Source organism: Stenotrophomonas sp. Br8 (assembly GCF_014763005.1).
In the GTDB taxonomy this organism is placed as follows: Bacteria; Pseudomonadota; Gammaproteobacteria; order Xanthomonadales; family Xanthomonadaceae; genus Stenotrophomonas; species Stenotrophomonas lactitubi.
Window position 1 is genome coordinate 111726 of the sequence record NZ_JACGTN010000023.1, and the last position, 26141, is coordinate 137866.

A 26141-nucleotide genomic window follows, 5' to 3' on the forward strand; every position below is an offset into this window, starting at 1 on the left:
GGGGGACCTGGGGGCCGGGGCCTGAAAGGGCGCCAGTATACCGGGGTTGGGCCATGGTCCCTGAACTGCCGCGACAGCGCCTTGTCCGCCCCAGCCCGACCTTTCAGGCCAGAGCGGCAGGCAATTCGTCCACTTCCACCGGCTCGAACCGATACAGCCCCCCGAACTTCAGGGCGTAGGCATCGGCCGGTGCCACCGGAATCACCATCTGCGGCGGGACCGCCTCCCCCTCCGCGCGGAAGTGCAGGTTGACCACGCCGGGTTGCTCCACGGCGCGGGTAAGCAGGACAAGTCGAGCATTGAATTTCATGAGAACTCCAGGAAAAAAAGAGGCCGCTTTCACCGGCGGCCGATACGGTTGACAAGCTGGGCGTCTGCCGTCGCCGGCAGACGCCCTGTCACCACACTCCCATGCGCACGCGCAGACGTCCGGCTTCGTCGAAGACACGCCAGTTGCCGTCGCTGTACTCGGTACGCCGGCCGCCGCCCGGTGCGCTGACGCTGAATGCATCGGCCACCACGTCGAAGCGCGAGACCAGACCATTGGAAGCCAGCTGCACGCCCCCTACCCTGCCGTCGGCGCGGACGTTGACCGACCACTGTGCGGATGACTCGGTGCCACCTGCTGACCAGGTCGGTGGCGTAGTTGCTGCCGCATCCACCTGGCTGAGCATCGGGCGGAAGATCCAGAAGTACGGGTTCTCCTCCCCCGTGCCGAGGAGGATGATGCGGAAGCGCGCAAAGGCCGCATTCGCTGGCGCTTTGGTGATCAGGAACGGGCGCGACAGCTTGTCCAGAGTGACGGGGCCCCCTACGTAATTGCGCACGCCCGGACTGTGCACCAGACCAAGGTGATTGCCGGAGGCATCGAAAAACGTCAGTTCAACCTTGCCTTCGACGCGATGCGTGTTCATCCAGCTCGAGGCGCAATAAGTTTTACCCGCCTCGACGGCGATGTCGTACTCGGTGCCACACCAGGACACTTCGCTGGGTGACACCACCCCGCCAGTCCGCGACCCCAGGCCGAACACTCCCCGCGGACTCCAGTTGCCATCGCCAGTTGGATCACCCAGCTCGATCCAGCGCCCATTGGTGTTCCCCCCCCATCCCCAGCCCGAGCGCTGCCAGAACGGGAAGGTGGTGTTCATCAGCAGGTTGCCGCCCGAACCGAGGTTCTTGACCTGCGCCTGCATGCTGGTGACCACGGCAGCGTCCGCCTTGCCGCCCAACGATGCCTGCACGCCATCCACGCGCCCGGACAGTGCCGTCAGCTGTGTTCCCTGCTGGCTCACTTGGCTTTTCAGCTGCGAGAAGCCGCTGGCCGACACATCGCCCACCTGCGTCTTGAGCTGGGTCAGGTCACGCGCGGTGGTGTCCAGCTTGCTGCCCTGCTGCGCAACGGACGTGCTGAGCCCGCTGATCGCCGAGGCGTTGGCATCATTGGCCAACTGATCGGTGATGTCGTACACCTGCACACTGTCCACGCGCACCTGGCCATTGTCCGGATAGGCATACACATTCAGCCGCCACGCGTCGATACCGCTGTTGAACGCATCGAAATCGAACGTGCGTGTCTCGAATGCCTCCACAGCGAACACGGCACGCAGGTCCTGGTTGGACTGCTGTCCGGCGACGCTTCTGCGATACATCCGCACCATCAGGTTGTTCGCCCCACCTGCGCCACAGGCACGTACGACCACGCGCAATCGACGCATACCATTGATTGGCACCCACTTGCCACCATTAGGCTGCAGCGTGGGATTCACACTGGTATATCGATTGAGCAGCACGCCCGGACGGCCGTCGCCGTTGACCGTGCTCCACACTGCACCGTTGGCGGCTGCCGATGCGGTCCAGCCTCCCAGGCCCTCTGCGAAATCGGGATTGGGCAGCAGGCCGCTGCCGGTATTGAGCACTCCCTTCAGGCTGCTGGAAAGATCAGTGACCTGCTGCGCCTGCGCATCGACCCTCGCCCCCTGCTGATCCACCTTCGTGGTCAGCGCAGTGACCGCCGTTGCCGTGGCGGCGGCGCTCTGCTGGGCGGCGTAGGCATCGGTGACATCGATCATGCGGATATCATCAACCTGTACGCGGACCCCCACTTCCCGTGCGCCATTTCCGCCCGGGATACTGACGAGCATCCGCCACTTCGCGGCAGAGGCCGCAGTATCCATGTAGCCGCTGACCTTGGTCCATGCATCCTTGCGCAGGGAGGCCAGTGCATAGGCCTGCAATGGCCACAAGCTTTCCGCGTTGGCTTCGTTGGTAGTCTGCCAGCCCACCCGGATGGAACCTCCGGTCGGCTGGATGCTGTCCGGATGCAGGCGCGCGTAGTACTCCACGTAGATGCGACGATTGCCGGTGATGGGGGTCCACTGGCCGACGTACATGTCCGCGTTCGTGCTCTGGCTGGTGTTGGCTGCGACATTCACGTCCAGGCCCCGCTCACCGGTCCGGCGCGCATCGGCGCGGGCGGTGTAGATCGTGCCCGCCGCACTCGCCAGCAGTTGGCCGTCCTGGAAGGTTTCGAACGATCCCAGCGGGAACAGGCTGTCGCTTCCGTTGAGAATCGACTGCACATCCGACTGCAGCTTGACCACATTGGCCGCGCTGCTGGTGATGCGGTCGCCAAGCTGCACCACGTCGGTGCGCAGGTTGGAGATCGCCGTGGCATTGCCGGCGATGTCCTGTGCATCGGTGATGTCGTAGAACTCGACGCGGTCGAACAACACCTTGCCATTCGCATTGGTCAGATGCACCTGTGGCATCACTTCATTGCGGTCAAGCCCCGTCGACCACTCCGCCGTGTACGTTTTCCAGGCACCGTCGGCCAGGTTCAATGTCACGTCCGCATGGCTTTCGCCAACGCCCGTGGTGCGCACCCTCAGGCGACATACCAGCGTCGCCGTCGCGCCATCGAAGGCACGGGCGATCATCACCATCCGGTACCGGCGTGACTTGCCGGCAGCCACCGGCAACCAGCGCGCATCATTGGCTGTGATTGCCGGGTTCTGGCCGGCCTGCGGCCCGTGCGTCATCAACAACGCATCGCCGCCCTGGCCAGAGGCCTTCACCCACTCCACGGTGTTGGCCGGCAGCGTGCGGGTCAACGTCCACCACGCGGCACTGCCGGCGAAGTTGCTGTTGCGCAGCAGGTTGTCATTGCTCACCACGGACGTATCGATTCGTGCACCCAGACTGGTGATGCTGTCCGCCGCAGATGCCAGATCGGTACCGAGCTTGCCCACATCGGTGCGCAGCCCGGTCAGTGCTTCGGCATTGGCCCGCGAGGCACGGTCGAGCGCCGACGAGTCCTGCGATCCGGTCGGTACACCATTGAGCAGGGTGATGGTCATTTCCACCCACATGCCAACGCGGCTGGCATCCAGCGCGGGCGGAGACAGGATCTGCCTGCCGCCACCGGCGCCACTCTTCCTGCGCCCGACCATCACCAGCATCCGTCCGCCGGAAAGCGCCACAAGATTCTCCTGCGACAGACCGGCATCAAGCAGGCGCGTGCGCAGGCCGACGGTGTCGGCGTTGGTGCCACTGCTGATCGCCCCCACCGCGTCAGACGTATAGGCGATGAAGTACTGATTGTCCTTCAGGGTCTCGTCGTACCAGGCGTTGAAACGGGCCGATTCAGCCTGCAGATTGCCGTACGTGTCGAACACGGCGGTACTGCTGATGCTGTTGTCCGCATTGATCACCCCTACCCGCAGGCCGCGGTTGGCCCCCATGCCGGCCACGATGCTGCCGTTGGCGCGGTAAACACCCGATGCACGCGGTCCACCTGTGGGCCAGGCGTTGATGTGCGCATTGGCAATGATGTTGTAGGCCACCATGTTGCCGATACCGGACGCCAGGCGTGTCACATCCTCGGCGGCGGTCGTCAGCTTGCCATCGATCTGCTCCACCTTGGTCGACAGACCCGTGATCGCCGAAGCATTCGCATCGGCGTCGGTCACTTCCTCCACCCACAGGTCATCCAGCCACAGCGTGCCGGCCGTGCCGTTGCGATTGATCGTGACCTTGATGCCCTGCACCGTGCCGGAGGCCGGCAGGTTCACCAAGGTCTCGGTTTTCACCCAATCCACGGACCTGGGGAACGACGCTGTCGCAGCCACCATCAGATTGCCATTCTGGTCGCCGATACGAAGCTTGGTATTGTCGGCCGTGCCATCGAAGTCCTCGCTGGTCCGCGTCCAGCAGGAAACGCGATAGCGGCGCCCGGCCGTCAAGGCAATGAACCGCCCTTCATTGACGGCCGCGCTGACCACCGTGTTGACGCCACCGGCATAGGGGCCGGCCTTCCAGCACAGGCTGTTGCCACGCCCCTCCCGCACCACCGATGCAGCCGTTGTATTGGAGAAGGTCCAACCTTCGGGGCCCAGGTTGAAGTCACCATTGAGCGCGAGGTTGCTGCCCGCCCCCATCACCGCCTCCATCCGGCTCTTCAGCTGCACCAGGTCCTGGCTGCTGGTGGTGACTTTGCCGTCAAGTTGCCCCACTTCCGACTTCAGCGCATTGAAGGCACTGGAGCCGACCTTGTCACCCATCGTGGCGTCCAGGCTGTCCACACGACGTCCCAGCGCGGTATCGGCAGTGACCATTGCCTGTTGCAGGCTGCTGACGCTGGCATTGGTAGCCACCGCGCCGGTACCTGCGGGCATGCGTGCCTGCAGTGCCTGGATCGATTGTGCGTTGACCTGGTCGCCGCTGAGCCGCGCGGACTTCTCCGCCGCGATCAGGCCCTGGCTGACGCCCGCCAGATCGCCTCCTTCGTAACTGCCTCGCAGCTGCACGCCGAGCGTCTCTCGACGACTGGCCTCGCTGGAATCGGCTGCGATGCGTGCACTGGCTTCGTCCTGCAGCATCGCCACCGATGCGCCCGGTGTCGGTCGGCCGATCGCCACCCAGTCCAGCAGGAAGTAGTGGGCATCGGTCTGCGCCTTGGACAGATCCAGGCGGATCTGGTCGACCACGGTTCCGTTCCACGGAATGTTGTCCACATCCAGCGTGGCGATGCCATTGCTGTCATAGCCCGGCTCTGCGAACTGCACCGTGCGCGCGTCGTCCCACGACTGGCCGGGGCCGTTCCACAGCAGTCGCCCGTCCCAGGCAGGACTACCCACCTTGCGGATGCGCAGCTTGACGAAGCGGTGCGCCGCGCCCTGGACGTCCTGGCCACGCGGGCTGGTCACGAAGGCATCGCTGGCATGGTTGGCCGGGCGCAGCCAGCCATCCACCAGCGTCGGACTGCCACCGTTCGCGCCCCATCCTTCCACGCTGCTGTCGAAGTACCAGATGCGCTTGCTGTCAAACTGCACGCCACTGCCGGCCGACAGCTGGCTCACCATCCGCGTGAGATTCTCGACATCCGACCGGCGTTCGCTGGTTTCGCGGGTCACCGCCGTGGTCAGCTCGGTGCGGGTATTCAGATCGCCTGCAGCGCGGTCCAGCACTTCGCGTGCCAGGCCATCGGTGCTTGCCTTGATCGCCAGCGCCTGCTGGTCCAGCTGCCCGGCCTGCTGGGCAAGGTGCGTGGCACTCTCGGTGATCTGTCCCTGCAGGCGCAGCGATTCACTGCGCAGTGCTTCGGCCGCCTGGGTGGCGTTGGCCAGGTCGTTGTCGATGCGGGCAGTGATTTCCTTGCCCAGATCCTGCTTGACCGACTCCACCACGCCACCGATTCCCTCCAGCGTCTGCCCGACGTTGCGGCCAAGCGAACGTCGCACGTAGCGGGCGGCCGTCGACAGTACGCCCGAGGTGTTGCGACTGCGGCAGGCAAAGGTCCAGCTGCCCGACGCCGGCAGCACCGCTTCGATCGCGGCAGTGAAGAAGCCACCCGCATCGCCGAGCGGTGTCATCTGCTCCCACAGCGGGTTGTCGATGCTGCCCGCGGTGTAGCGGATTTCCACACCGGCGAAGTCGGTCGATTGCACCGTATCGCTGAAGAAGCCCCATACGTAGCGGCGCACACCGCCACTGAGCTCTTCGATGTCGAACAGGTCGACCAGGACAGGCGGGGCATCGGCGCCCATCGTGGTGTACTGGGTGGACACCGCCACGCCGGCGCGTCCCTCCGGACTGTACGGACGCACGACGACGGGATAGGTGCCCGCACCGGGGATCGACCAGCTTGCCGAGCGCGTCGTGGTGCGTGCGACTTCCTCCAACGCGGCATTGCCGTCTGGATCGGACAGCACCAGCGTGTCACCCACCGGCCCGCTGATGTCGAAGCTCGCCTGCAGTTCGGTATGGACGCTGCCACCCTGGCTGACCTGCCGTTCGATCACTTTCAGGTTGCTGGCGATCGGCCGGGTCTGCAGCGACGATTCGTTCGACGGCGGCACGTACTGGCCGGTGCGCACGTAGTGCCAGAACGCTGGCCCTTCCTGCACCACGTCCACCGATGCACCCTTGAGGTCGCCTTCCGGACGGATGCCGGTCACGCGCACGCGGGTACCCGGCGTCTGCTTGAAATCGTAGATCCAGATCGTGTCGTGGGCAGGATTGTTCTCGCTGCTGCCAGGCAGCGACGCGTCGGCCGGCCAGGGATCCGCCAACACCAGGGTGTCGCTCGGCTCACTGCCAGGTACCACGCGCAGTACGCGGTAGACGCGCTCGCTGGGGATGCGCAGACCAATGAACGCACTGCCCACCGCCGGCGGCGGCACCGGCTCGTCCAACTGCAACGTGGTCACACCTTCGGCATCGACCGTCGCGCCGATCAGGCGGCCACCGAAGCCCCACTGGGTCAAGTCGTGCTGCAACGCCAGCACCGACAACCGCGAGTAGGCCAGGTGCTCGATGTCGGTGCTGTAGCTGATCGACTTGTACTGATAGACGCTCTGCGCCAGATGCCAACGCGCCAGCATCGCGGCGTGGGCTTCGGTGCTGACGCCCTCGCCGGTGATCTTGGCCGGGTTGAGCATCACTTCCACACCCGGTGCCGGCACGCGCAGCGTCGCCGCCTTCCAGGTGCGGCGGTCCAGATAGCTGTACTCGATGCCGTCGGCGGCATTGGCCAGGGTGTAGTCGACCTGGAACTGGCCCTTCTTGATCGTCGCCATGTTGACTACGCCGGAGAGCGGCTGCTCGTCGGCGGCCCATGCCACGCCCAGGCGGCCCTTTGCCCAGGTCACCTGGCCGAAGCCGGCCAGGGCGATGGCATCCAGCACCGCCTGGTGGCTGCGCACTTCGGTCAGCCAGTAGTCATAGCCAAGCGCATTGTCTGCGCAATGCAACATGAAGGCTTTCAGGCTTTCAATGTCGATGCGTCGATCCGCCATGCCCAGGCCGGCGATGCGCTTGCCATTCTCGTCGTTGATGCCTCGCACGTAGGCCAGAATCTGCGCGCCCGGGTTGCTGGTCTCCTCGGTCACCCAGCCAACCGCATCGCCCTTCCACACCGGGATCGGCCGCGAATGGGCCACGCAGCGGATTTCATCCGGGGTGCCGTTGAGCTGGCCGGAGGCCTTCATCTGCAGGCCGATCGCGGGAATGCCGGCATGGCTGGCATCGTCACGCTGCACGCTGACCAGCGTGGTCCAGGTGAAGTTCGCCTGCGCACCGCTGCCATCGGTGTTCTGTCCAGCCACGCGCACACGCACGTCGTACTGGCCAAGCTCCACATCGCGACCGTAGCTCACCCGACGGGCTTTCTGCGTGCGCCCCACAAGGTTGTAGTTGCCGAACAACTGCCAGTTGGTGGTGCCTACCGGGCGGTACTGGATCTGGAGCTGCTCGCGGTTGTCCTTGTCCTTGCCCTTGGAGGTCGTGTCCCACAGACGGAATTCCACGTTCACCTGCAGGCGCAGCGTCTCGGCCGAACTGGTGCGCTCCACCCACGGGCTGGCCACATGCTTGGCGTCGCTGCCGGTATCCAGCAACAGAGCGCCTTCGATCACATCCGCGTTGCTGTAGAGCGGAATCGCTTCGTCCGGCATCTGCGGGAAGCCGCGGAACCAGGTGCGCACCCCCTCATAGCTGGACAGCGGTGACTCACCGTTCTGCAGCGCCTCGACACGGCCGACATTGATGCCTGGGCTCAGGGTCATGCCGACGAACTGTTCATCGCCCTCGAACCAGGTATAGGGACGGCTGATCAGATCGGGCGCCACGCGCGTGGAGCCGAACAGCAGGCCCAGCGGCTCATAGGCGCGCACACGGTTGCGAGGCGCAGCCAGCGAATAGGCGGTATCGGCAACACCACCACCACCGGGCCGGGGAGGCTTCGGAGTGAGAACCTTGTTGATCAGCACACTGCCGGCCACGTAGACCGCCGAAGCGGCCAAAGTGCCATAAGTGCCCGCGATCGCTCCCGCACCCCAGGCGGAGCCTGCCGCCAGCGCGCCGATGCCGAAGGTGAAGTAGGTCAGCGCGATCATCGCCACCAGCGGGATCACCGCTTTGCCAACCACGCTGCGCACTTCGATCAGCTGCCCATGCCGCGGGCGCACCTGCATCCACTGCTCACGCGGGACATCGATACCATCCACGCAGACCTGCCAGGCCTGCCCATCAAGGCCATCGATATGGCGCATGAGGAAGGCGTACAGGCTTTCGCCCGGGCGCAGGTCGACCGGCACGTTGCGCTGGCCATCCAGCAGCACCGGATGCGGGGTGATGATGAGGCGACCGTCGGTCGCCGGTTGTGGGGTCAGTTCCATGCGTAGTATCCCTCGATCCTCAGCCCATATCCGGGCAGGTCACGAACGCGGTGCAGCACGCTGCAGCCGTTCGTTTCATTGCTGTGCAGAACCCAGCCCTCGTGGGCCAGGAAAAAGAAAACCCCGGCATGGCCGGGGTTGTGTTGTCCGCGTTCGATCATCAGTACCAGGTCGCCGTCCTGCGGAGGGCCCTCGCGGGCTACCGCCTGCGCGCGCGACAGCGTGCCCAGTTCGGCCGAGCCGCGCCGCCCGCGCGGTCTCCGCCCGGGCAGCTCCACTTCACGGGCGAACAGCGCCCGCTGCACCTGCACCACCAGATCGGCGCAGTCGCACGCGGCTTCGTCATAGGGAATTCCCACCCATCGCTCGACGTCGACCAGGCGCATCAGAAGATCCCCGGCAACGTGAAAGGATTGGCGTGCAGCAGCACGGCCTGCTGGCGCATCAGGAAGTCGACGCCGCACTGGGCGCTGACCGTGCGCGTGTTGACCGATACCTGGGTCATCGGCAGGTCGTACTCGGCCTCGATGGCATCCGGGTTGGCACGGTCGGTCAGCATCAACCGGGCGGTCACCATCTCGCCCGGGGCCAGTGCTTCCAGGTCTTCGGTGAGTGCGCGGCCGATATTGTCGATCACCAGCTGCGCACGCGGAGCCTGCCCACTGACGTCGTCGGGAAGCTGAAAGCCGAATGGCGCGGCGATGAACTCGCTGCCATTGCTGGTCCAGTTCACGTTGTCGTTGACGATCCGCAGTACTTCCGGCATCGATGGCGCCGACACTTCCAGCAGCATCAGCGGCCCCTGGGTATCGGCCAGGCGCTGGCGACGTTCATGGAACGAGCTCATCGCATGTACTCCAGCACCAGATCACGCTTGGAGAAACGGAACTGGGTGTTGAGCGGCACCAGGCGGCCGATCCCCTGCGGAAAGCGGGCGCTGATCGGCTGCCCGGTCCGCGGGTGCTCCATCGTGAACCAGCCGACACGACCGACATCGCGCAGGTACCACTCCTCGAACGCTTCGGCGTCGGCCGCACTGCGGAACTGCACCGAGGCGTACACATTCTTCATCACCCGGCTGTTGAGCGTGCGCATCTTGCTCGGCCCGCGCTCCATGTCGGTCCGCTCTTCGGACGCGACGATCTCCTCGCCATAGTCGGCGAAACGAATCTCTGCATACTCTGGCCAACTGCTCATCCCACTGCCTCCGTCCATCCATATCGGGCCCGTCCAATGGCGCCCAGCTCGCCACCGTTGAGGCTGTCGCCCACGATGTCGATCACCAGTCGCCGCACTTCGCTGCCATCCGGCATGCGTTGTCGCTCTTCCCGCGTATTGACCCGGCTTTCGCCGTAGTTGTTGATTTCCACGTTCATCCCACCCTCGCCGGCACGGGCGATCGGCACCTGCACATAGCCACCGCTGTCGCCACCGGACAGGCCATTGCCGGTCCGCAGCGACGTGCGCAGGGCGAAGAACGCCGAGGGGCCGCCGAGAGCGGCCATGTCTTCCTGGCTGAGCACGCCCTCGCCCTTGTGGACGATGCCGGCGGGCTCGTGCTTGCCACCGGGGCCTGTGTAACCGCCGATGGAAAAGCCGGTGATCTTCGGCCCGAACATCTGCCCGACCGACCTGATCAGCCCACTGACCATCTGTTTGGCTGCCAAGCGCGCCAGATCGGCGATGATCGAGTCGGCCAGGTCGGAGAAGGACAGCTTGCCGGTCTGGGCAAACTTGACCAAGCCTTCTTCCAGCCCCCCCAGGGCATTGCTGAACACGCCGTGGCTCAGCTCGGCAGCGTTGGCGGCAGCGTCGGCGTAGTCCTCGAAGGCCCGCATCGCGCCGTTCTTCCAATCGGACTGGTATGCCTTCTTGCTCTCCTGGAACGCGGCCTCGCGTTGCAGGGACTGCTCATGGAACGCATCGAGCTCGGCCAGCAGGGTCCTGTAGCGCTCCGATTCGATGACCTTGCCGTCTTCACTGCGCGACTCGTCGTCCAACGCACGCTTTCGGTTGTCGCGGTCCTCATCCAGCGCGGAACGGCGTTGCATGCGATCCACGCTCGCTGCGCCACGGCCGATGCCGAACAGTTCCTGGTCGTTGCCGCGCTGCTGTGCCTGCGCCGCCTGCTGGAGCTCCCGCTGCAGCTTCAGCAGGTCCTGCTGGGCCTTCTTCGTAGCCTCAAGTGCTGCCGCTTCCTTGGCGTTGACGACAGCGCCCGCGAGCGATGCTTCGATCCGCTGGCGCTTTTCCAGACTCAGCTGTTTTTCGGCATGCCGCATTTCATCCAGCAGGGTGATCTGCAGCTTCTCTGTCGCAGTCATGCCTTCCTTCAACTGGCTCTGCACCCGGTCCTGTGCGATCTGCTTGTCAATGCGGTCGATAAGAGATTGATAAGCCGCCGCTTCAGCATCGACCCGCTCAACAGTCCGCTGCGATCCCTGCTGTTGCTCGCGCAACCGATCCTTGCGCTCGATGTCCGCCTTCTTCAGCGCCGCCAGCGCATTGAATTCGGCGCGGCTACGCGCGTTCATCTTGTCCGGGCCGCCGGCTGCATTGATCTGCTTTCCACGCTCGACCATCCACGCCGCGTACTCGCCACGGGTCTGGCGGATCCATTCCACCTCATCCCGCCACGCATCACCCTGCATTCCGCCCAACATGCCGCTGATGGCCGAGCCCGCCTGCAGCGCCTCCCACTTGGCAGCGCCAAGCTCCGCCTTGAGCTGGACCAACGTCTGGATGTCGAGATTGCTGATGGCGTCCTGGACCCTCTTGAACAGCTCTGGATCCATTGAGCCACGGATCTGTTCCTGCAGCTCCTGAAACTGGCGCCGCACCGGATCGGTCTTGCCCTCAAACTCCTTCAAGGCGTCCTGCGCGGCCTTCAGCCCTGCGTAGTCGGCCCCCGCGCTCATGCCGGCGCCCTCCCGCGCCGACTGCTGGCCATAGGCCACGCGCCCTTCCCAATGGGTGACGGCCCCCTCCAGCGCGCGCTTGCGCGCTTCGAGCTCGCGCATGGCCTTTGCCTGCTCATGCAGCGAAGCGACGGCGACATCCATCGGCATGCTGCGATCCCGCAGACCCTTGCCGACTTCATCCATCGTGAACGACATCAGCTTCAGCGATTGCATCTGTTCATTGAACTCGGCGCGGGCACGTTCGGATGCCTTGACCATGTCCATGTACGCTTCGCCGAGCTTCTGCACCGACGCGATGGCGATGCCCCATGGGCCGCCTGCAGCAGTCAGCAGGCCGTTGCCAAGCTCCTTCACGCCGCTGCGGAGTACATCTTCCCCGCCTTTTGCGCTTGCCCCTGCCTTTGCCGCCGCGCCTTCCGGTGCCGAATGCACACGCGCCAGGGCCGCTGCCGTCCGCTCTGCCTCTGCGCGCAGCGTCTTGAGATTCTGCGTTGCCAGGCGGCTGGCCTCCGCCATTGCGTTACGGAAGCCCGTCGTGTTGACCCGCAGTACTACGTCTAGATTCTGGTTAGTGGACGCCATATGCGTTCCTCCAAGAATGATGAGGGGCCCCGCAGGGCCCCAGGTTCGATTGCATGCCACACCTCGGAGAAGCAATGCCCTGCCCCGCCTGGGTTCACGGCGCAGCGTTGCGGCGCGATGCGCTGCCGAACATCTCCAGCAGCTGCTGCGAGCGTTCCTTGGCAGCCTTCTCCGGCGAGGCGCGCGGCCGCACCAGCAGGAAGTCCTCGGCCGTGGTCGCGTTGCCATGTACCTGGGCCAGCACACTGGTCAGCTGCGCAAGCATCCCCTGCAGTGGCTGATCCATCGGTTCCAGGCGTGCGAACGCATACATCTCCGAGAGCTGGCGGGACGTCACTCCCGCCAGCAGGTGGTCCGGATGCGGGAGGCCCAGCCTCCACGCGATCCGGAACTGAAGCCGGCGCTCAGGCCGGCGGATCAGTTTTTTTCCAGCTCTCCCACGGCCGCATCGCCGAGCGCATTGAGCGTCTGCGCGACACGGAACACGCGATCCAGCGCCGCCGCCGATTTCGCGCCCAGCTGGGCCACCTCATGGTCGGAGAACAGGCGCCCCCCCATTTCGTCGACCAGACACAGGCCGACGAAGCGCGCACGGAAGTCATCCACCTTGGGCGTATCACCGCCGTAGGTCTCCTGCTCCCAGCGGTCACGGTCGCTGGCCGACATCATCGCCACACGCACATTGCCGCCCCATTCGGGCACGGCGATGTCCTCATGGCGGCGATCATGTGCATCCAGGATCTGCTGCTTGCCCAGCAACATCACGGAGTGCCGCCAGCAGCAGCGGTGACGATGGCGAAATCACGCGGCAACAGATCGGCGGTGAAGGTCAGCACCTGGTTGGTACCCGGGGCGACGTTGAAGGCTGCGACCTTGGCCACGAAGGTGGCTGCATCGCCGGTGGGCAGCACCATCAGGAAGTGCAGGTCGGCATCCGGATTGGCGTCACGCAGGATTTCCTGACCCGCCGAGCTGCCCACCGGCCAACGATGGCCGGACACCTGTACGGCCTGGCCGCCGGACAGGCCTGCGATGTTCTCCATCTGCTTCGAACGCAGGTTGGTTGCATCCAGGGTGTTGGCCTGACCACGGCCGAACGGGAAGGCGGTGAGACCGTCGATCTCGGTGTAGCCAGCCGGATTGTTCGGCGCGGTTGGCGCGGTGCCGGCCTTCACATACAGCGCGGAGTCCTGGGCGGAAATGGCTTGATTGATGGACATGGTGTTGATTCTCCTGGAAATGAAAAAGCCGCCTTGCGGCGGCTGGGTTTCGGGGTTATCAGGCTCGGGTCGGCCTGGATGTCTTCGTCGCGGTTGGCCCGGCACAGCCGCCTGTTTCCACGCCGCCCTCGGGCAACGCGCGGACAACAAAAAAGCCCCCGGCTTGCGCCGGAGGCTTGTATGTCATCCTGGCTGAAAGCTTAGGCGCCGGGTGTGCACCGGTCAATGCGAAAACCACCATCTGCACCGCCTTGGGAAACCACCGCCATTTCCCAGTAGCCGCCCGATGCGGCACAGCCGCTGACATCGCGCTAACCCTCACAGCGTCGACAATGCCGTTCTGTTCCCTGCAACGAGGTACCCCCCGATGTCCGAATGGATCACCCTGGATACGCATTACGGTCCGGTCCGTGCCTGGCAGGTCCTGCCCGAAGGCCCTCCGCGTGGCAGCCTGGTGGTGGTGCAGGAAATCTTCGGCGCCAACCCGCACATCCGCAGCGTGGCCGAACGTTTCGCGGCCGAGGGCTACGCGGTGCTGGCACCGTCATTCTTCGACCTGGTGGACGGCCCCGAGGCCGATCCGGATGCCCTGCCCTATACCCCCGAAGGCGTGAAGGATGGCCTGGAACGGGTCACCGCCCTGGGCATGGAAAAGGCGCTGGAAGTGGTCCGCGCCGCAGCCACCCGGCTGGCGCCGCACGGCAAAGTGGGCACGGTCGGCTACTGCTGGGGCGGCAGCGTCGCGCTGCTGTCCGCGCTGCGCCTGGGCCTGCCCTCGGTGAGCTACTACGGGGCGCGCAACGTGCAGTTCCTGGATGAAACGCCGAAGGCCCCGGTGATGTTCCACTTCGGCGCGCAGGACAAGAGCATCCCGCCGGCGGCGATCCAGGCCCACCGCGAGAAGCTGCCGCAGATGGCGACCTACGTCTATCCGGCCGATCATGCCTTCAACCGCGAGGTCGGACATGCGTATGATCCAGACAGCGCCGCCCTGGCGCTGCAACGCACCCTGGACTTCTTCTCGGAGCATCTTGGATGAGCGATTTCGAACTCGATTCACGCCTGGCCACCGATAGCGTGCTGGTGGCCGAAGGCCCGTTGTCGCAAGTGCGACTGATGAACGACGAACGATTCCCCTGGCTGGTCCTGGTGCCGCGCCTGGCCGGGGTGACCGAGTGGATCGAGCTGGACGGCGATCAGCAGGACAAGCTGCGCACCGAGCTCAACCGCGCCTGCAAGGCGCTGCATGGTTCCGACGGGGTTGAGAAGATCAACATCGGCGCGCTGGGCAACATCGTGCGCCAGCTGCATTTCCACGTGATCGGCCGCCACGACGGCGATCCGGCATGGCCGGGACCGGTCTGGGGCAGCGGCCCGGCGCACCGCTATGAGCCGGCCGCGCTGGACCAGCATGTCGCCTACTGGAAGGAACGGCTAGGATATCCGGCCCATTCCTGAGCCAGTGCCGACCTGATGCGATTCAATATCGTCGCCGCCATCCTGCTGATCCTGATCGGCCTGTTCATGCTGGCCAGCAATCTGGGCTGGACCAACCTGAACCTGTCGCGCCTGCTGCTCACCTGGTGGCCGCTCGGCCTGGTGGCCGTAGGCATCGCGATCCTGTTCGGTCGCGGCAAATAAGCAAAGGCGGCGCATGCGCCGCCTTCGTGATCACGCAGAACGCCGGGCATCGCCCGGCGCCACCTTCAGGTGCGCGGCAGGGTCACGCCGGTCTGGCCCTGGTACTTGCCGCCGCGGTCCTTGTACGAGGTCTCGCACACTTCATCGGACTGGAAGAACAGCATCTGCGCCACGCCTTCGTTGGCGTAGATGCGTGCCGGCAGCGGCGTGGTATTGCTGAATTCCAGGGTCACGTGGCCTTCCCACTCCGGCTCCAGCGGGGTCACGTTGACGATGATGCCGCAGCGCGCATAGGTGCTCTTGCCCAGGCACACCACCAGGGTGTCGCGCGGGATGCGGAAATACTCGACCGTGCGCGCCAGCGCGAAGCTGTTCGGCGGAATGATGCACTCATCACCGACGATGTCGACGAAGCTGCCCGGATCGAAATGCTTGGGGTCCACGATCGTCGAGTTGATGTTGGTGAACACCTTGAACTCGCGCGAGCAGCGCACGTCGTAGCCGTAGCTGGAAGTGCCGTAGCTGACGATGCGCTCGCCGTTGACCTGCTTGACCTGCCCGGCCTCGTACGGCTCGATCATGCCGTGCTGTTCGGACATCTGGCGGATCCAACGGTCACTCTTGATGCTCATGCTCTGTCCTGGGTGCAAGGGGGCGCGAGGATTCTAACAGGGGGCCGGGCGTCGCCGCCGCAGCCCCGCCAGCGGGCCCTTACAGCAGCGAGGACAGGATCGGGATCGAGGCGCGCGGGCGCTTGCCCACCTCCTCGACCAGACGCTGGGCAGCGCGATGGTAGGCCTGGGCCGCCGCCGAATCCGGCTGCGCGGCGGTGATCGGGGTGCCGGCATCACCCTGCTCGCGGATGCCGATCTGCAGCGGCAACGACCCCAGCAGCGGCACGCCGTACTGCGCGGCCATGCGCTCGCCACCACCCTCGCCGAACAGGTGCTCCACGTGCCCGCAGTTGCTGCAGGTATGCACGGCCATGTTCTCGACCACGCCCAGCACCGGCACCTCGACCTTCTCGAACATCTTCAGCGCCTTCTTCGCATCCAGCGTGGCGATGTCCTGCGGCGTGGTGACGATCACCGCGCCGGCCAGCGGGATCTTCTGCACCAGCGTCAGCTGGATGTCGCCGGTACCCGGCGGCAGGTCGATCAGCAGATAGTCCAGGTCGTCCCACAACGTGTCTTCGAACAGCTGGGTCAGCGCCGCCGTCGCGCGCGGTGCGCGCATGATCAGCGGTGTCTCGTCCTCGACCAGATAGCCGATCGACATGGTGTCCACGCCGAAGGCACGCATCGGCTCGATGCTCTTGTTGTCCGGGCTTTCCGGGCGACCGGACAGGCCGAGCATCGCCGGCACGCTGGGGCCGTAGATATCCGCGTCAAGCACGCCGACGCGCGCGCCAAGCTGCTGCAGGGCAACGGCAAGGTTGACCGCCGTGGTCGACTTGCCCACCCCACCCTTTCCCGAGCCCACCGCGATCACGTTGCGGATGCGCGCATGCGGCGCCAGTCCCTTCTGCACCTGGCTGGCATGCGGACGACGGGAAGAACTGTTCACTGCGGACTCCGGGGTGAATCGATAAGAAGAACCCAACATCATACTAGCTGGACGTACGCTGACTGAAATTCAGGATTGCTACAGATTCGTGCACAGATTGTTAAGTTCATGTTACGTTCGCTGAGCACTGGTTTTGGGCTCCGCGGCTGGTTGTTGCAGCACGCACGATGGCGCATGCGCAGTGCCGTACTCGTATTTGCTCTTTGAACGGAACTACATGAAAGACCTTCGCAATTCCGCACGTCGCAACACCCTCGCTGTCGCCTTGATCTCCGCCCTGGTTGCCGCCTCGCCGGCAATGGCCCAGGACAAGGCCACCAACCTGGACAAGATCACCGTCACCGGTTCGCTGATCCCGCAGACCCAGGTTGAAACCCAGACCCCGGTGATGTCGATCTCCGCCGAGGACATCCAGACCCGCGGCTTCAGCAGCGTTGCTGAAGTGCTGCAGCAGTCCTCGCTGACCACCGGCGGCCTGCAGGGCGGCCAGACCTCGGGCGCCTTCACCCAGGGTGCCGAAGCGGCCGGCATGTTCGGCCTGAACCCGGGCTACACCAAGTACCTGATCAACGGCCGCCCGATGCTTTCGTATCCGGCGCTGTACAACGGTAGCGAAACCTTCAACAACATCAGTGGCATTCCGATCGACATCGTCGAGCGCATCGAAGTGCTGCCGGGCGGCCAGTCCTCGCTGTACGGCTCGGACGCGATCGCCGGCGTGGTCAACATCATCCTGAAGGAGCGCATGGACGGCGGCACCGTGACCGTCCGCGGCGGCACCTACACCGAGGGTGGTGGCAACAACATCCGCTTCAGCGCGGCCAAGGGCTTCAACGCCTTCGATGACCGCTTCCATGCACTGGTCAACGTGCAGCTGGAAAACAGCAGCCCGATCTGGGGCTTCCAGCGCGACATCACCAAGCAGAACAACCCGGTCGGTTACACCGCGCAGCTGCCGTCCAACGACTTTGCCGTGATCGGCAACTCGGACAACAAGCTGTACATGATGGACCCGACCCGCTGCGGCAACGTGGCTGGCCTGTATGACGGCACCACCACCGTCGGCAAGCGCGCCTCCGGCGAGTCCTGCGGCTCGGTGTACAGCGCCGGCTACAAGACCCTGAAGAACGGCAAGGACAGCGGTCAGTTCTACTCGTCGATGACCTTCGACGTGAACGACAACTTCCAGCTGTTCGCCGACGTGCTGTACAGCAAGGAAAAGACCGAGTTCACCTCCGGCTCCAGCGCCCTGTGGTGGGGCACCAAGTCGGTCATGGGCGGCTTCTACGACCAGGGCCTGGGCAAGGTCGTCAATCTGCAGCGCGCTTTCGCACCGGAAGAAATCGGCCCGGGCCACTACGACAACATCCTGAACTCGGATGAGAGCCGTTCCTACCAGGTCACCCTGGGCGGCAAGGGCATGGTCGGCGACTGGGACTACAGCGCCAGCTTCACCCGCGGTGAGTACCGTCTGGACCAGAACCGCTTCGTGCGCTGGAAGGACAAGATCGAGGACTTCTTCGGCCAGACCGTGCTGGGCCCGCGCCTGGGCACCACCGCTGATGGCTTCGGCATCTACAACCCGAACTACGCCGCGTTCTACTCGCCGATCACCCCGGACCAGTTCGCCAGCTTCACCGGCTACGGCACCCACCGCAGCAAGACCTGGCAGAACCTGGCCCGTGCACAGGTGACCAACGGCTCGCTGTTCCAGCTGCCGGGCGGCGACGCCGGCCTGGCGATCGTCCTCGAGGGTGGCAGTGAAGGTTGGGATTACTCGCCGGACCAGGCGTTCGTCGATGGCAACGTGTGGGGCACCACCGCCGTGGCCGGCGCCGGCCATCGCAGCAACTACGCGGTGACCAGCGAACTGCGCATGCCGGTACTGGAGACCCTGACCGTCAGCGCCTCGGGCCGCTATGACGCGTTCAAGATCGGCGACGGCACCGTCGACAAGGCCACCTACAGCATCGGTCTGGAATTCCGTCCGATCGAAAGCCTGCTGTTCCGCGGCAAGTACGGCACCGCCTTCCGCGCGCCGACCCTGTCCGATGCCTACCAGGGCATGAGCGGCTCCTACGCGTCGAGCCAGAACGACTACTACCGTTGCAGCCAGCTGGGCTACGCCCTGCGCGACGAAGCCTGCTCGTTCTACAAGACCACCTCGGTGTACAGCGAAAAGTCCGGCAACCCGGAACTGAAGCCGATCACCGCCGACGTGTGGAGCGCAGGCGTGGTGTGGGCTCCGATCAGCAACTTCTCGCTGTCGGCCGACTACTACAACTGGAAGATCAAGAACGAGGTCAAGACCCTCAGCACCGACCAGCTGCTGCTGGCCGAGTACCAGTGCCACAACGGTCTGCCGAACAACACCTCGGCCAGCTGCCAGAACGTGACCGACTGGGTGACCCGCGATGCCGGCGGCAACCTGACCCGCGTGTACACGCCCAAGCTCAACGTTGCCAGCCAGAACCTGGAAGCGGTGACGGTCAGCGCCAAGTACCTGCAGGACATGGGCCGCTTCGGTTCGCTGCAGTTCTCGGGCAACTACACCAACATGCTGAAGCGTGAAGTGACCCCGCTGCCGGGTGCACAGAAGCTGGATCTGCTGAGCGATCCGTACAACATGTGGTACTACGACAACTTCGCCAAGGTCCGTGGCGATCTGTCGGTAGGCTGGAACATCGGCAAGTTCACCACCACCGTGTATGCCAACTACGTCGGCAGCACCCCGAACTACCTGGCCTACACCGGCCGCAGCTATGACTACGTCCACTCCTCCGGCGCCAAGGCCGGCAAGTGGGGCTCGTACACCACGTACAACATGAGCCTGAACTACCAGGCGCAGGACGATCTGACCCTGTCGCTGATGGTCAACAACGTGTTCAACAAGCTGCCGGAAGGCCAGCGCTACAACTACCCGGGCAATGAATCGACCCCGTTCAATGGCGGCTTCTACAGCGTCTACGGCCGTCAGATCTCCGCCCAGGTGAAGTACGACTTCGGCAAGTAATCCCGTCGTTTTCCGGGTCTTATTCCGGACCAGGCCCCGCTTCGGCGGGGCCTTTTTTTTGGGCTGGACACGCCGCGCCAAATGCAGCGACGCCTCAATTGTTAATCAAGAAATATTTACACAACATTCATTCCGCCAAACTCGGCAAAGCATCGAAGATCTCGCAAGATCTTGTTTTTAAAGGCACTTTGATTAACCTCAAATGCCGAGCCATTGGAGCGTTACAAAGCCGCGCAAATCAAGTTAAGCGTGTGTTACGTTCGAAAAACGCCGCCTTTCTGCGTCTGCAGGCTGCTGAACAATCCATGAGTTCCCAGGAAAGGGAAACGCGTCTCTCACGACCACACGGAGTACCGCATGTCTCGCAATGGCTTCCCGCGTCACCCGCTCACCCGCGCCGTCCTCAGCGGCCTGATCCTGGCCAGCAGCAGCGCGATCGCGCTCGCCCAAGAGAACACTCCCACCGATCTCGGACGCGTGACCGTCACCGGCTCACTGATCCCGCAGACGCAGATCGAGAACCACACGCCGGTCCTGACCGTCACCGCCGAGGACATCCAGACCCGCGGTTTCACCAGCGTGGCCGAGGTGCTGCAGCAGAACTCGCTGACCACCGGCGGCCTGCAGGGCGGCCAGACTTCCGCCTCGTTCACCCAGGGCGCTGAAGCCTCGGGCATGTTCGGCCTCAGCCCGAGCTACACCAAGTACCTGATCAACGGACGGCCGATGCTGTCCTACCCTGCCCTCTACAACGGCAGCGACACCTTCAACAACCTCAGCGGCATCCCGATCGACATCGTCGAGCGCATCGAGATCCTGCCGGGTGGCCAGTCGTCGCTGTACGGCTCGGACGCGATCGCCGGTGTGGTCAACATCATCCTCAAGGACCGCATGGACGGCGGCGTGCTGAACGTGCGCGGCGGCGGTTACACCGAGGGTGGCGGCAACGATTTCCGCGTCAGCGGCGCGCATGGTTTCAATGCCTTCGATGACCGCTTCCACGCGCTGGTCAACGTGCAGTACGAGAAGAGCAGCCCGATCTGGGGCTACCAGCGTGACCTGACCAAGCAGAACAACACCAAGGGCTATACGCCGCAGGTGCCGACCAACGACTTCCTGGTCTACCTGCCGGGCCAGCAGAACGCTTACGTGATGATGGACCCGACCCGCTGCGCCAACGTGGCCGGCCAGTTCGGCGGCACCACCGTACTGGGCACGCGTGCGGTCGGTGAGTCCTGTGGCTCGCCCTTCAGTGCCGGCTACAAGACACTGAAGAACGGCAAGGAAAGCAGCCAGATCTATTCGTCGATGTCCTTCGACGTCAACGACAACTTCCAGCTGTTCGCAGATGCGCTCTACAGCCTGGAAGAAGTGCAGTACACCGCTGGTTCGGGCTACGCCTTCTGGGGCAGCAATGTCGGCTTTGGTGCCTTCGTCGACCAGGCCAGCGGCGAGTACATGAACCTGCAGCGCGCGTTCGCGCCTGAGGACATCAGCGCCGCCGGCTACCGCGACATCATGAGCACCGATCGCAACAAGGCCTACCAGGTCACTCTGGGCGGTCGTGGCAACGTCGGAAACTGGGACTACAGCGCCAGCTTCAGCCGCGGCGAGTACAAGCTGACCGAGCGCAGTTTCGCGCGCTGGGCCAACGAGATCGACAGCTATTTCGAAGATCGTGTGCTGGGTCCGGTGCTGGGCGTCAGCGACGACGGCTACAACATCTACAACCCGAACTGGGGCGCGTTCTACTCGCCGTTGCCGGCAGGTGATTTCCAGACCTTCACCGGCTTCACCTACAACAAGAGCCGCACCTGGCAGAACCTGGGCCGTGCGCAGATCACCAATGGTTCGCTGTTCAAGCTGCCCGGTGGCGATGCGGGCCTGGCAGTGGTGGCCGAAGCAGGCAGCGAAGGCTGGTCGTATACACCCGACCAGCGCCTGCTTGATGGCAGCGTGTGGGGCACCACCTCGGTGGCCGGCGCCGGCCATCGCAGCAACTACGCGCTGACCAGCGAACTGCGCATGCCGCTGCTGGAGTCGCTGACCGTGACCGCCTCCGGCCGCTACGACGCGTTCAAGATCGCCGACAAGACCGTCGACAAATCGACCTACAGCATCGGCGTGGAATTCCGCCCGATCGAAAGCCTGCTGTTCCGCGGCAAGTACGGCACCGCCTTCCGCGCGCCCAGCCTGTCCGATGCCTTCCAGGGCCGCAGCGGTTACTACGCCAACGACTCGGTCGACTACTACCGCTGTGGACAGCTCGGCTTCAACCCGAGCGACACGGTGGGCTGTGCGTATGCCAACGAATCGGTGTTCGGCGAACAGTCCGGCAATGCCGAGCTGGAAGCGATCACCGCCGACGTCTGGAACGCGGGCATCGTGTGGGCCCCCATCAACAACCTGTCGGTGTCGGTGGACTACTACAACTGGAAGATCAAGAACGAGGTCAATACCCTCAGCTCCGATCAGCTGCTGCTGGCCGAGTACTACTGCCGCAACGGCCAGACCAACAACACCTCGGCCAGCTGCCAGAACGTGAGCGACTGGATCACCCGTGACGGCACCGGCAAGCTGGAGAAGATCTACACGCCGAAGATGAACATCGCCAGCCAGAACCTGCAGGCGGTGACGGCCAGCTTCAAGTACGTGCAGGACATCGGCCGCTTCGGTGCGCTGCAGTTCTCCAGCAACTACACCAACATGATCAAGCGCGAACTGCAGCCGCAGCCGGGCGACGACTACCTGGACCTGCTGCGCGACCCGTACGCGATGTGGAACTACGACCAGTACGCCAAGGTGCGTGCAGATGGTGCGGTGGGCTGGGCGAAGGACAAGTGGACCACCACGCTGTACTTCAACTACATCGGCAAGACGCCCAACCGCATGGCCTACCTGGGCAAGGGCTACGACTACGTGCATCCGTCTGGTTACGAAGCCGGCAAGTGGGGCTCGTACACCACCTACAACCTCAGCGTGAACTACCAGGCGATGGACAACCTGACGCTGTCGATGATGGTCAACAACGTGTTCAACAAGATGCCCGACGGCCAGGCCCACAGCTACGCCGGCAACATCGACGCGCCGTACAACAGCAGCATCTACAACCCCTACGGCCGTGCGGTCTACGTGCAGGCCAAGTACGAGTTCGGCAAGAAATAAGCGCCGCTCTCGCAGCAACCCAAGGGCCCCGCTTCGGCGGGGCCTTTTTCATGCCCGCCAATTGAGACCAATCAAAGCAATAAGTCCCATAAATTAAATAATCAGAAAGAATCTGAAGGCGACCCCAAGCCTTTGATCCTGAAGACAAATATTGCTATCGAAGCATATTGTTCTGCATCGCAACATTTTGAAACATTCCCAGACAAACCCGTTTATCCATTGATTACAAAGGAATTTCCCGGGAGCACGTGGCACATCCGTATGACCGCAGCATTTTGACAACGTGAACGCCGTGTTACGGTCCTGCTGAATGGATTGCAACTGAACAAATCATGAAGATGTCACGGAGGACATCAGCCAGACGACATCGCTCACACGGGGATCCATCATGTCTCGCCATCGCTCCACGCCTTCGCGTCACCCCCTGACCCTCGCCCTGATCGGCACCCTGCTCGCCTCCGGCGCAGCCCACGCGCAGGACAACGCGCCGACCCAGCTCGACCGCGTCACCGTCACCGGGTCACTGATCCCGCAGACGCAGATCGAGAACCACACGCCGGTCCTGACCGTTACCGCCGAGGACATCCAGACCCGCGGTTTCACCAGTGTCGCCGACGTCCTGCAGCAGTCCTCGCTGTCGACCGGCGGCCTGCAGGGCGGACAGACCTCTGCTTCGTTCACCCAGGGTGCCGAGGCAGCCGGCATGTTCGGGCTCAGCCCCGGCTACACCAAGTACCTGATCAACGGCCGCCCGATGCTCTCGTATCCGGCGCTGTACAACGGCAGCGACAGTTTCAACAACATCAGCGGCATTCCGATCGACATCGTCGAGCGCATCGAGATCCTGCCCGGTGGCCAGTCGTCGCTGTACGGTTCGGATGCGATCGCCGGCGTGGTCAACATCATCCTCAAGGAGCGCATGGACGGCGGCGTGCTCAACGTCCGCGGCGGCGCCTACTCCGAGGGCGGCGGCAACAGTGTGCGCGTGAGTGCGGCGCGCGGCTTCAATGGTGTCGATGATCGATTCCATGCGCTGGTCAACGTGCAGTACGAAAAGACCAGCCCGATCTGGGGCTACCAGCGCGACCTGACCAAGGTCAACAATCCCGACGGCTACAGCCCACAGTACGTCTCCAACGACTTCCTGGTATTGCTGCCGGCCAACAGCAACCGCTACGCGATGATGGACCCGAACCTGTGCGCCAACGTGGCGGGCCAGTTCGACGGCACCACCGTGCTCGGTACCCGGCCGACCGGCCAGGCCTGTGGTTCGGTGTATGGCACCGGCTACAAGACCATCAAGAACGGCAAGGAAAGCGGGCAGATCTACAGCTCGATGACCTTCGATGTGAATGACAACTTCCAGCTGTTCGGCGACGCGCTCTACAGCCTGGAAGAAGTGAAGTACGCCACCGGCTCCGGCTACACCTGGTGGGGCACCTCCTCCGGCTGGGGCCGCTTCTATGATCAGGACAGCGGCCAGTACATGAACCTGCAGCGCGTGTTCGCGCCGGAGGACATCGGCGGCGGCGGCTACCGCGACATCATGAACACCGATCGCAACAAGGCCTACCAGGTCACGCTCGGCGGTCGCGGCACGGTCGGCAACTGGGATTACAGCGCAAGCTTCACCCGCGGCGAGTACAAGCTGACCGAGCGCAACTTCGTGCGCTGGAACGATCCGATCAACGATTACTTCGAGCAGCGTGTGCTGGGGCCGGTCCTGGGTACCACCAGTACCGGCTACGACATCTACAGCCCGGACTGGGAAGCGTTCTACTCGCCGCTGCCGAGCGGTGATTTCCAGAGCTTCACCGGCTACACCTACAGCCAGAGCCGGACCTGGCAGAACCTGTTGCGTGCGCAGGTCACCAACGGTTCGTTGTTCAAGCTGCCCGGCGGCGATGCCGGCTTCGCAGTGGTGGTCGAAGGTGGCAGCGAAGGCTGGGACTATACGCCGGATGCACGCCTGGTCGATGGCAGCGTCTGGGGCACCACTGCGGTGTCCGGCGCCGGCCATCGCAGCAACTATGCAGTGACCACTGAACTGCGCATGCCGTTGCTGGAATCGCTGACGGTAACCGGCTCCGGTCGCTACGACGCCTTCAAGATCGGCAGCAGCACCGTCGACAAGGCAACCTACAGCGTCGGACTGGAATTCCGTCCGGTCGACAGCCTGCTGTTCCGTGGCAAGTACGGCACCGCATTCCGTGCGCCCACCTTGTCCGACGCTTTCCAGGGTGTAAGCGGCTATTACGCCAACGGCTCCACCGACTACTACCGTTGCGGCCAGCTTGGCTACGACCCGGCCAACACGACGGGCTGCCCGTATGACAGCGTGTCGGTGTTTGGAACGCAGTCCGGCAACCCCGACCTGGAACCGATCACCGCAGATGTATGGAACGCCGGCATCGTGTGGGCTCCGATCAACAACCTGTCGGTGTCGGTGGACTACTACAACTGGAAGATCAAGAACGAGGTCAACACGCTCAGCTCCGATCAGCTGCTGCTGGCCGAGTACTACTGCCGCAACGGCCAGACCAACAACACCTCGGCCAGCTGCCAGAACGTGAGCGACTGGATCACCCGTGATGCCTCCGGCGTACTCGATGAGATCTATACGCCGAAGATGAACGTGGCCAGCCAGAACCTGCAGGCGCTGACGGCCAGCTTCAAGTACGTGCAGGACCTCGGCCGCTTCGGTTCGCTGCAGTTCTCCGGCAACTACACCGACATGCTCAAGCGCGAACTGCAGCCGCAGCCGGGCGATGAGTACCTGGACCTGCTGCGCGACCCGTATGCGATGTGGGTGTACGACTCGTACGCCAAGGTGCGCGCCGACGGTTCGATCGGCTGGGCCAAGGACAAGTGGACCACCACCCTGTATGCCAACTACATCGGCAAGACGCCGAACTACATGGCCTACCTGGGCAACGGCTACGACTACGTCCACACCTCCGGCTACAAGGCCGGCAAGTGGGGCTCGTACACCACCTACAACCTCAGCGTGAATTATCGGGCGATGGACAACCTGACCCTGTCACTGATGGTCAACAACGTGTTCAACAAGCTGCCCGACAACCAGCGGTACAGCTTCGCCGGCACCAGCGGCCAGCCGTACAACAACTACCTGTACAACGCCTACGGCCGTGCCATCTACGTGCAGGCCAAGTACGAGTTCGGCAACCACTGATCCGTCGTTACGTTCGCGTACAGCAGAAGACCCCGCCCCGGCGGGGTCTTCTGCGTTGAGGCCCGCCCAGCCTGTCCGGCGGGGGGATTTCACGCCAAGTTGACGGGCGAAGGCTGTTCGTTCATCTTCAGGTCATCTTCCAGTCACGCTGCCAAGGATGCCCTG

At 64.0% G+C, this 26141-nt stretch carries 17 protein-coding genes; 6 read left to right on the forward strand and 11 right to left on the reverse strand.

Going from position 1 to position 26141, the window contains the following annotated elements; all coding sequences use genetic code 11:
• Window positions 1–103: 103 nt before the first annotated feature.
• The 9 genes from H3005_RS18910 to H3005_RS18950 all read right to left on the reverse strand — a co-directional run bounded on the left by H3005_RS18910 (window position 104) and on the right by H3005_RS18950 (window position 13398).
• Window positions 104–310 carry a hypothetical protein gene (locus H3005_RS18910; protein WP_191078766.1) on the reverse strand — a complete coding sequence of 69 codons (207 nt, stop codon included), beginning with the start codon at window positions 308–310 and terminating at the stop codon, window positions 104–106.
• Window positions 311–398: 88 nt separating this feature from the next.
• Window positions 399–8675 carry a host specificity factor TipJ family phage tail protein gene (locus tag H3005_RS18915; RefSeq protein ID WP_191078767.1) on the reverse strand — a complete coding sequence of 2759 codons (8277 nt, stop codon included), beginning with the start codon at window positions 8673–8675 and terminating at the stop codon, window positions 399–401.
• The gene (locus H3005_RS18920; RefSeq protein ID WP_100553123.1) at window positions 8666–9061 is read right to left on the reverse strand and encodes a hypothetical protein; all 396 of its coding nucleotides are present in this window, start codon (window positions 9059–9061) and stop codon (window positions 8666–8668) included. Before H3005_RS18920 ends, H3005_RS18915 begins: the two co-directional genes overlap by 10 nt.
• Entirely contained in the window at window positions 9061–9522 is a 462-nt protein-coding gene (locus H3005_RS18925) for a DUF1833 family protein (RefSeq protein ID WP_032975025.1), read from the reverse strand. The genes H3005_RS18920 and H3005_RS18925 overlap by 1 nt, the downstream gene beginning before the upstream one ends.
• Window positions 9519–9872 carry a hypothetical protein gene (locus H3005_RS18930; RefSeq protein ID WP_100553124.1) on the reverse strand — a complete coding sequence of 118 codons (354 nt, stop codon included), beginning with the start codon at window positions 9870–9872 and terminating at the stop codon, window positions 9519–9521. The genes H3005_RS18925 and H3005_RS18930 overlap by 4 nt, the downstream gene beginning before the upstream one ends.
• Window positions 9869–12178 (reverse strand): phage tail tape measure C-terminal domain-containing protein, encoded by a 2310-nt coding sequence (locus H3005_RS18935; protein ID WP_191078831.1) that lies wholly within the window; start codon window positions 12176–12178, stop codon window positions 9869–9871. Before H3005_RS18935 ends, H3005_RS18930 begins: the two co-directional genes overlap by 4 nt.
• Before the next feature lie 94 nt (window positions 12179–12272).
• On the reverse strand, window positions 12273–12515 hold the full coding sequence (locus tag H3005_RS18940; RefSeq protein WP_235189890.1) for a hypothetical protein: 243 nt from the start codon (window positions 12513–12515) through the stop codon (window positions 12273–12275).
• Between the two features lie 80 nt (window positions 12516–12595).
• A complete protein-coding gene (locus H3005_RS18945) occupies window positions 12596–12940 on the reverse strand; it encodes a hypothetical protein (protein WP_100553126.1) in 345 nt (114 codons plus the stop codon).
• Window positions 12940–13398, reverse strand: coding sequence for a phage tail protein (locus H3005_RS18950; protein ID WP_191078768.1), 459 nt, complete (start codon window positions 13396–13398; stop codon window positions 12940–12942). Before H3005_RS18950 ends, H3005_RS18945 begins: the two co-directional genes overlap by 1 nt.
• Before the next feature lie 367 nt (window positions 13399–13765).
• Between H3005_RS18950 and H3005_RS18955 the strand changes: the two genes are divergently transcribed.
• Genes H3005_RS18955 through H3005_RS18965 form a run of 3 tightly spaced genes read left to right on the forward strand, consistent with a single transcriptional unit; the run spans window position 13766 to window position 15039 of the window.
• Window positions 13766–14437, forward strand: a complete 672-nt coding sequence (locus H3005_RS18955; protein ID WP_100553127.1) for a dienelactone hydrolase family protein — start codon at window positions 13766–13768, stop codon at window positions 14435–14437.
• Window positions 14434–14856, forward strand: coding sequence for an HIT family protein (locus H3005_RS18960; RefSeq protein ID WP_100553128.1), 423 nt, complete (start codon window positions 14434–14436; stop codon window positions 14854–14856). The genes H3005_RS18955 and H3005_RS18960 overlap by 4 nt, the downstream gene beginning before the upstream one ends.
• A 15-nt stretch (window positions 14857–14871) precedes the next feature.
• The gene (locus tag H3005_RS18965) at window positions 14872–15039 is read left to right on the forward strand and encodes a DUF5668 domain-containing protein (protein WP_025876120.1); all 168 of its coding nucleotides are present in this window, start codon (window positions 14872–14874) and stop codon (window positions 15037–15039) included.
• A 65-nt stretch (window positions 15040–15104) separates the two neighbouring features.
• On the opposite strand, the gene dcd is transcribed toward H3005_RS18965, so the two are convergent.
• Window positions 15105–15671 carry a dCTP deaminase gene (gene dcd / locus H3005_RS18970; RefSeq protein ID WP_089236335.1) on the reverse strand — a complete coding sequence of 189 codons (567 nt, stop codon included), beginning with the start codon at window positions 15669–15671 and terminating at the stop codon, window positions 15105–15107.
• 79 nt (window positions 15672–15750) lie between these two features.
• On the reverse strand, window positions 15751–16605 hold the full coding sequence (apbC, locus tag H3005_RS18975; RefSeq protein WP_089236336.1) for an iron-sulfur cluster carrier protein ApbC: 855 nt from the start codon (window positions 16603–16605) through the stop codon (window positions 15751–15753).
• 217 nt (window positions 16606–16822) lie between these two features.
• Between apbC and H3005_RS18980 the strand changes: the two genes are divergently transcribed.
• From H3005_RS18980 to H3005_RS18990, 3 genes are all read left to right on the forward strand, one after another.
• A complete protein-coding gene (locus H3005_RS18980) occupies window positions 16823–19618 on the forward strand; it encodes a TonB-dependent receptor (RefSeq protein WP_191078769.1) in 2796 nt (931 codons plus the stop codon).
• A 357-nt stretch (window positions 19619–19975) separates the two neighbouring features.
• On the forward strand, window positions 19976–22783 hold the full coding sequence (locus H3005_RS18985) for a TonB-dependent receptor (RefSeq protein ID WP_191078770.1): 2808 nt from the start codon (window positions 19976–19978) through the stop codon (window positions 22781–22783).
• Between the two features lie 388 nt (window positions 22784–23171).
• On the forward strand, window positions 23172–25976 hold the full coding sequence (locus H3005_RS18990) for a TonB-dependent receptor (protein ID WP_191078771.1): 2805 nt from the start codon (window positions 23172–23174) through the stop codon (window positions 25974–25976).
• Window positions 25977–26141: the final 165 nt, after the last annotated feature.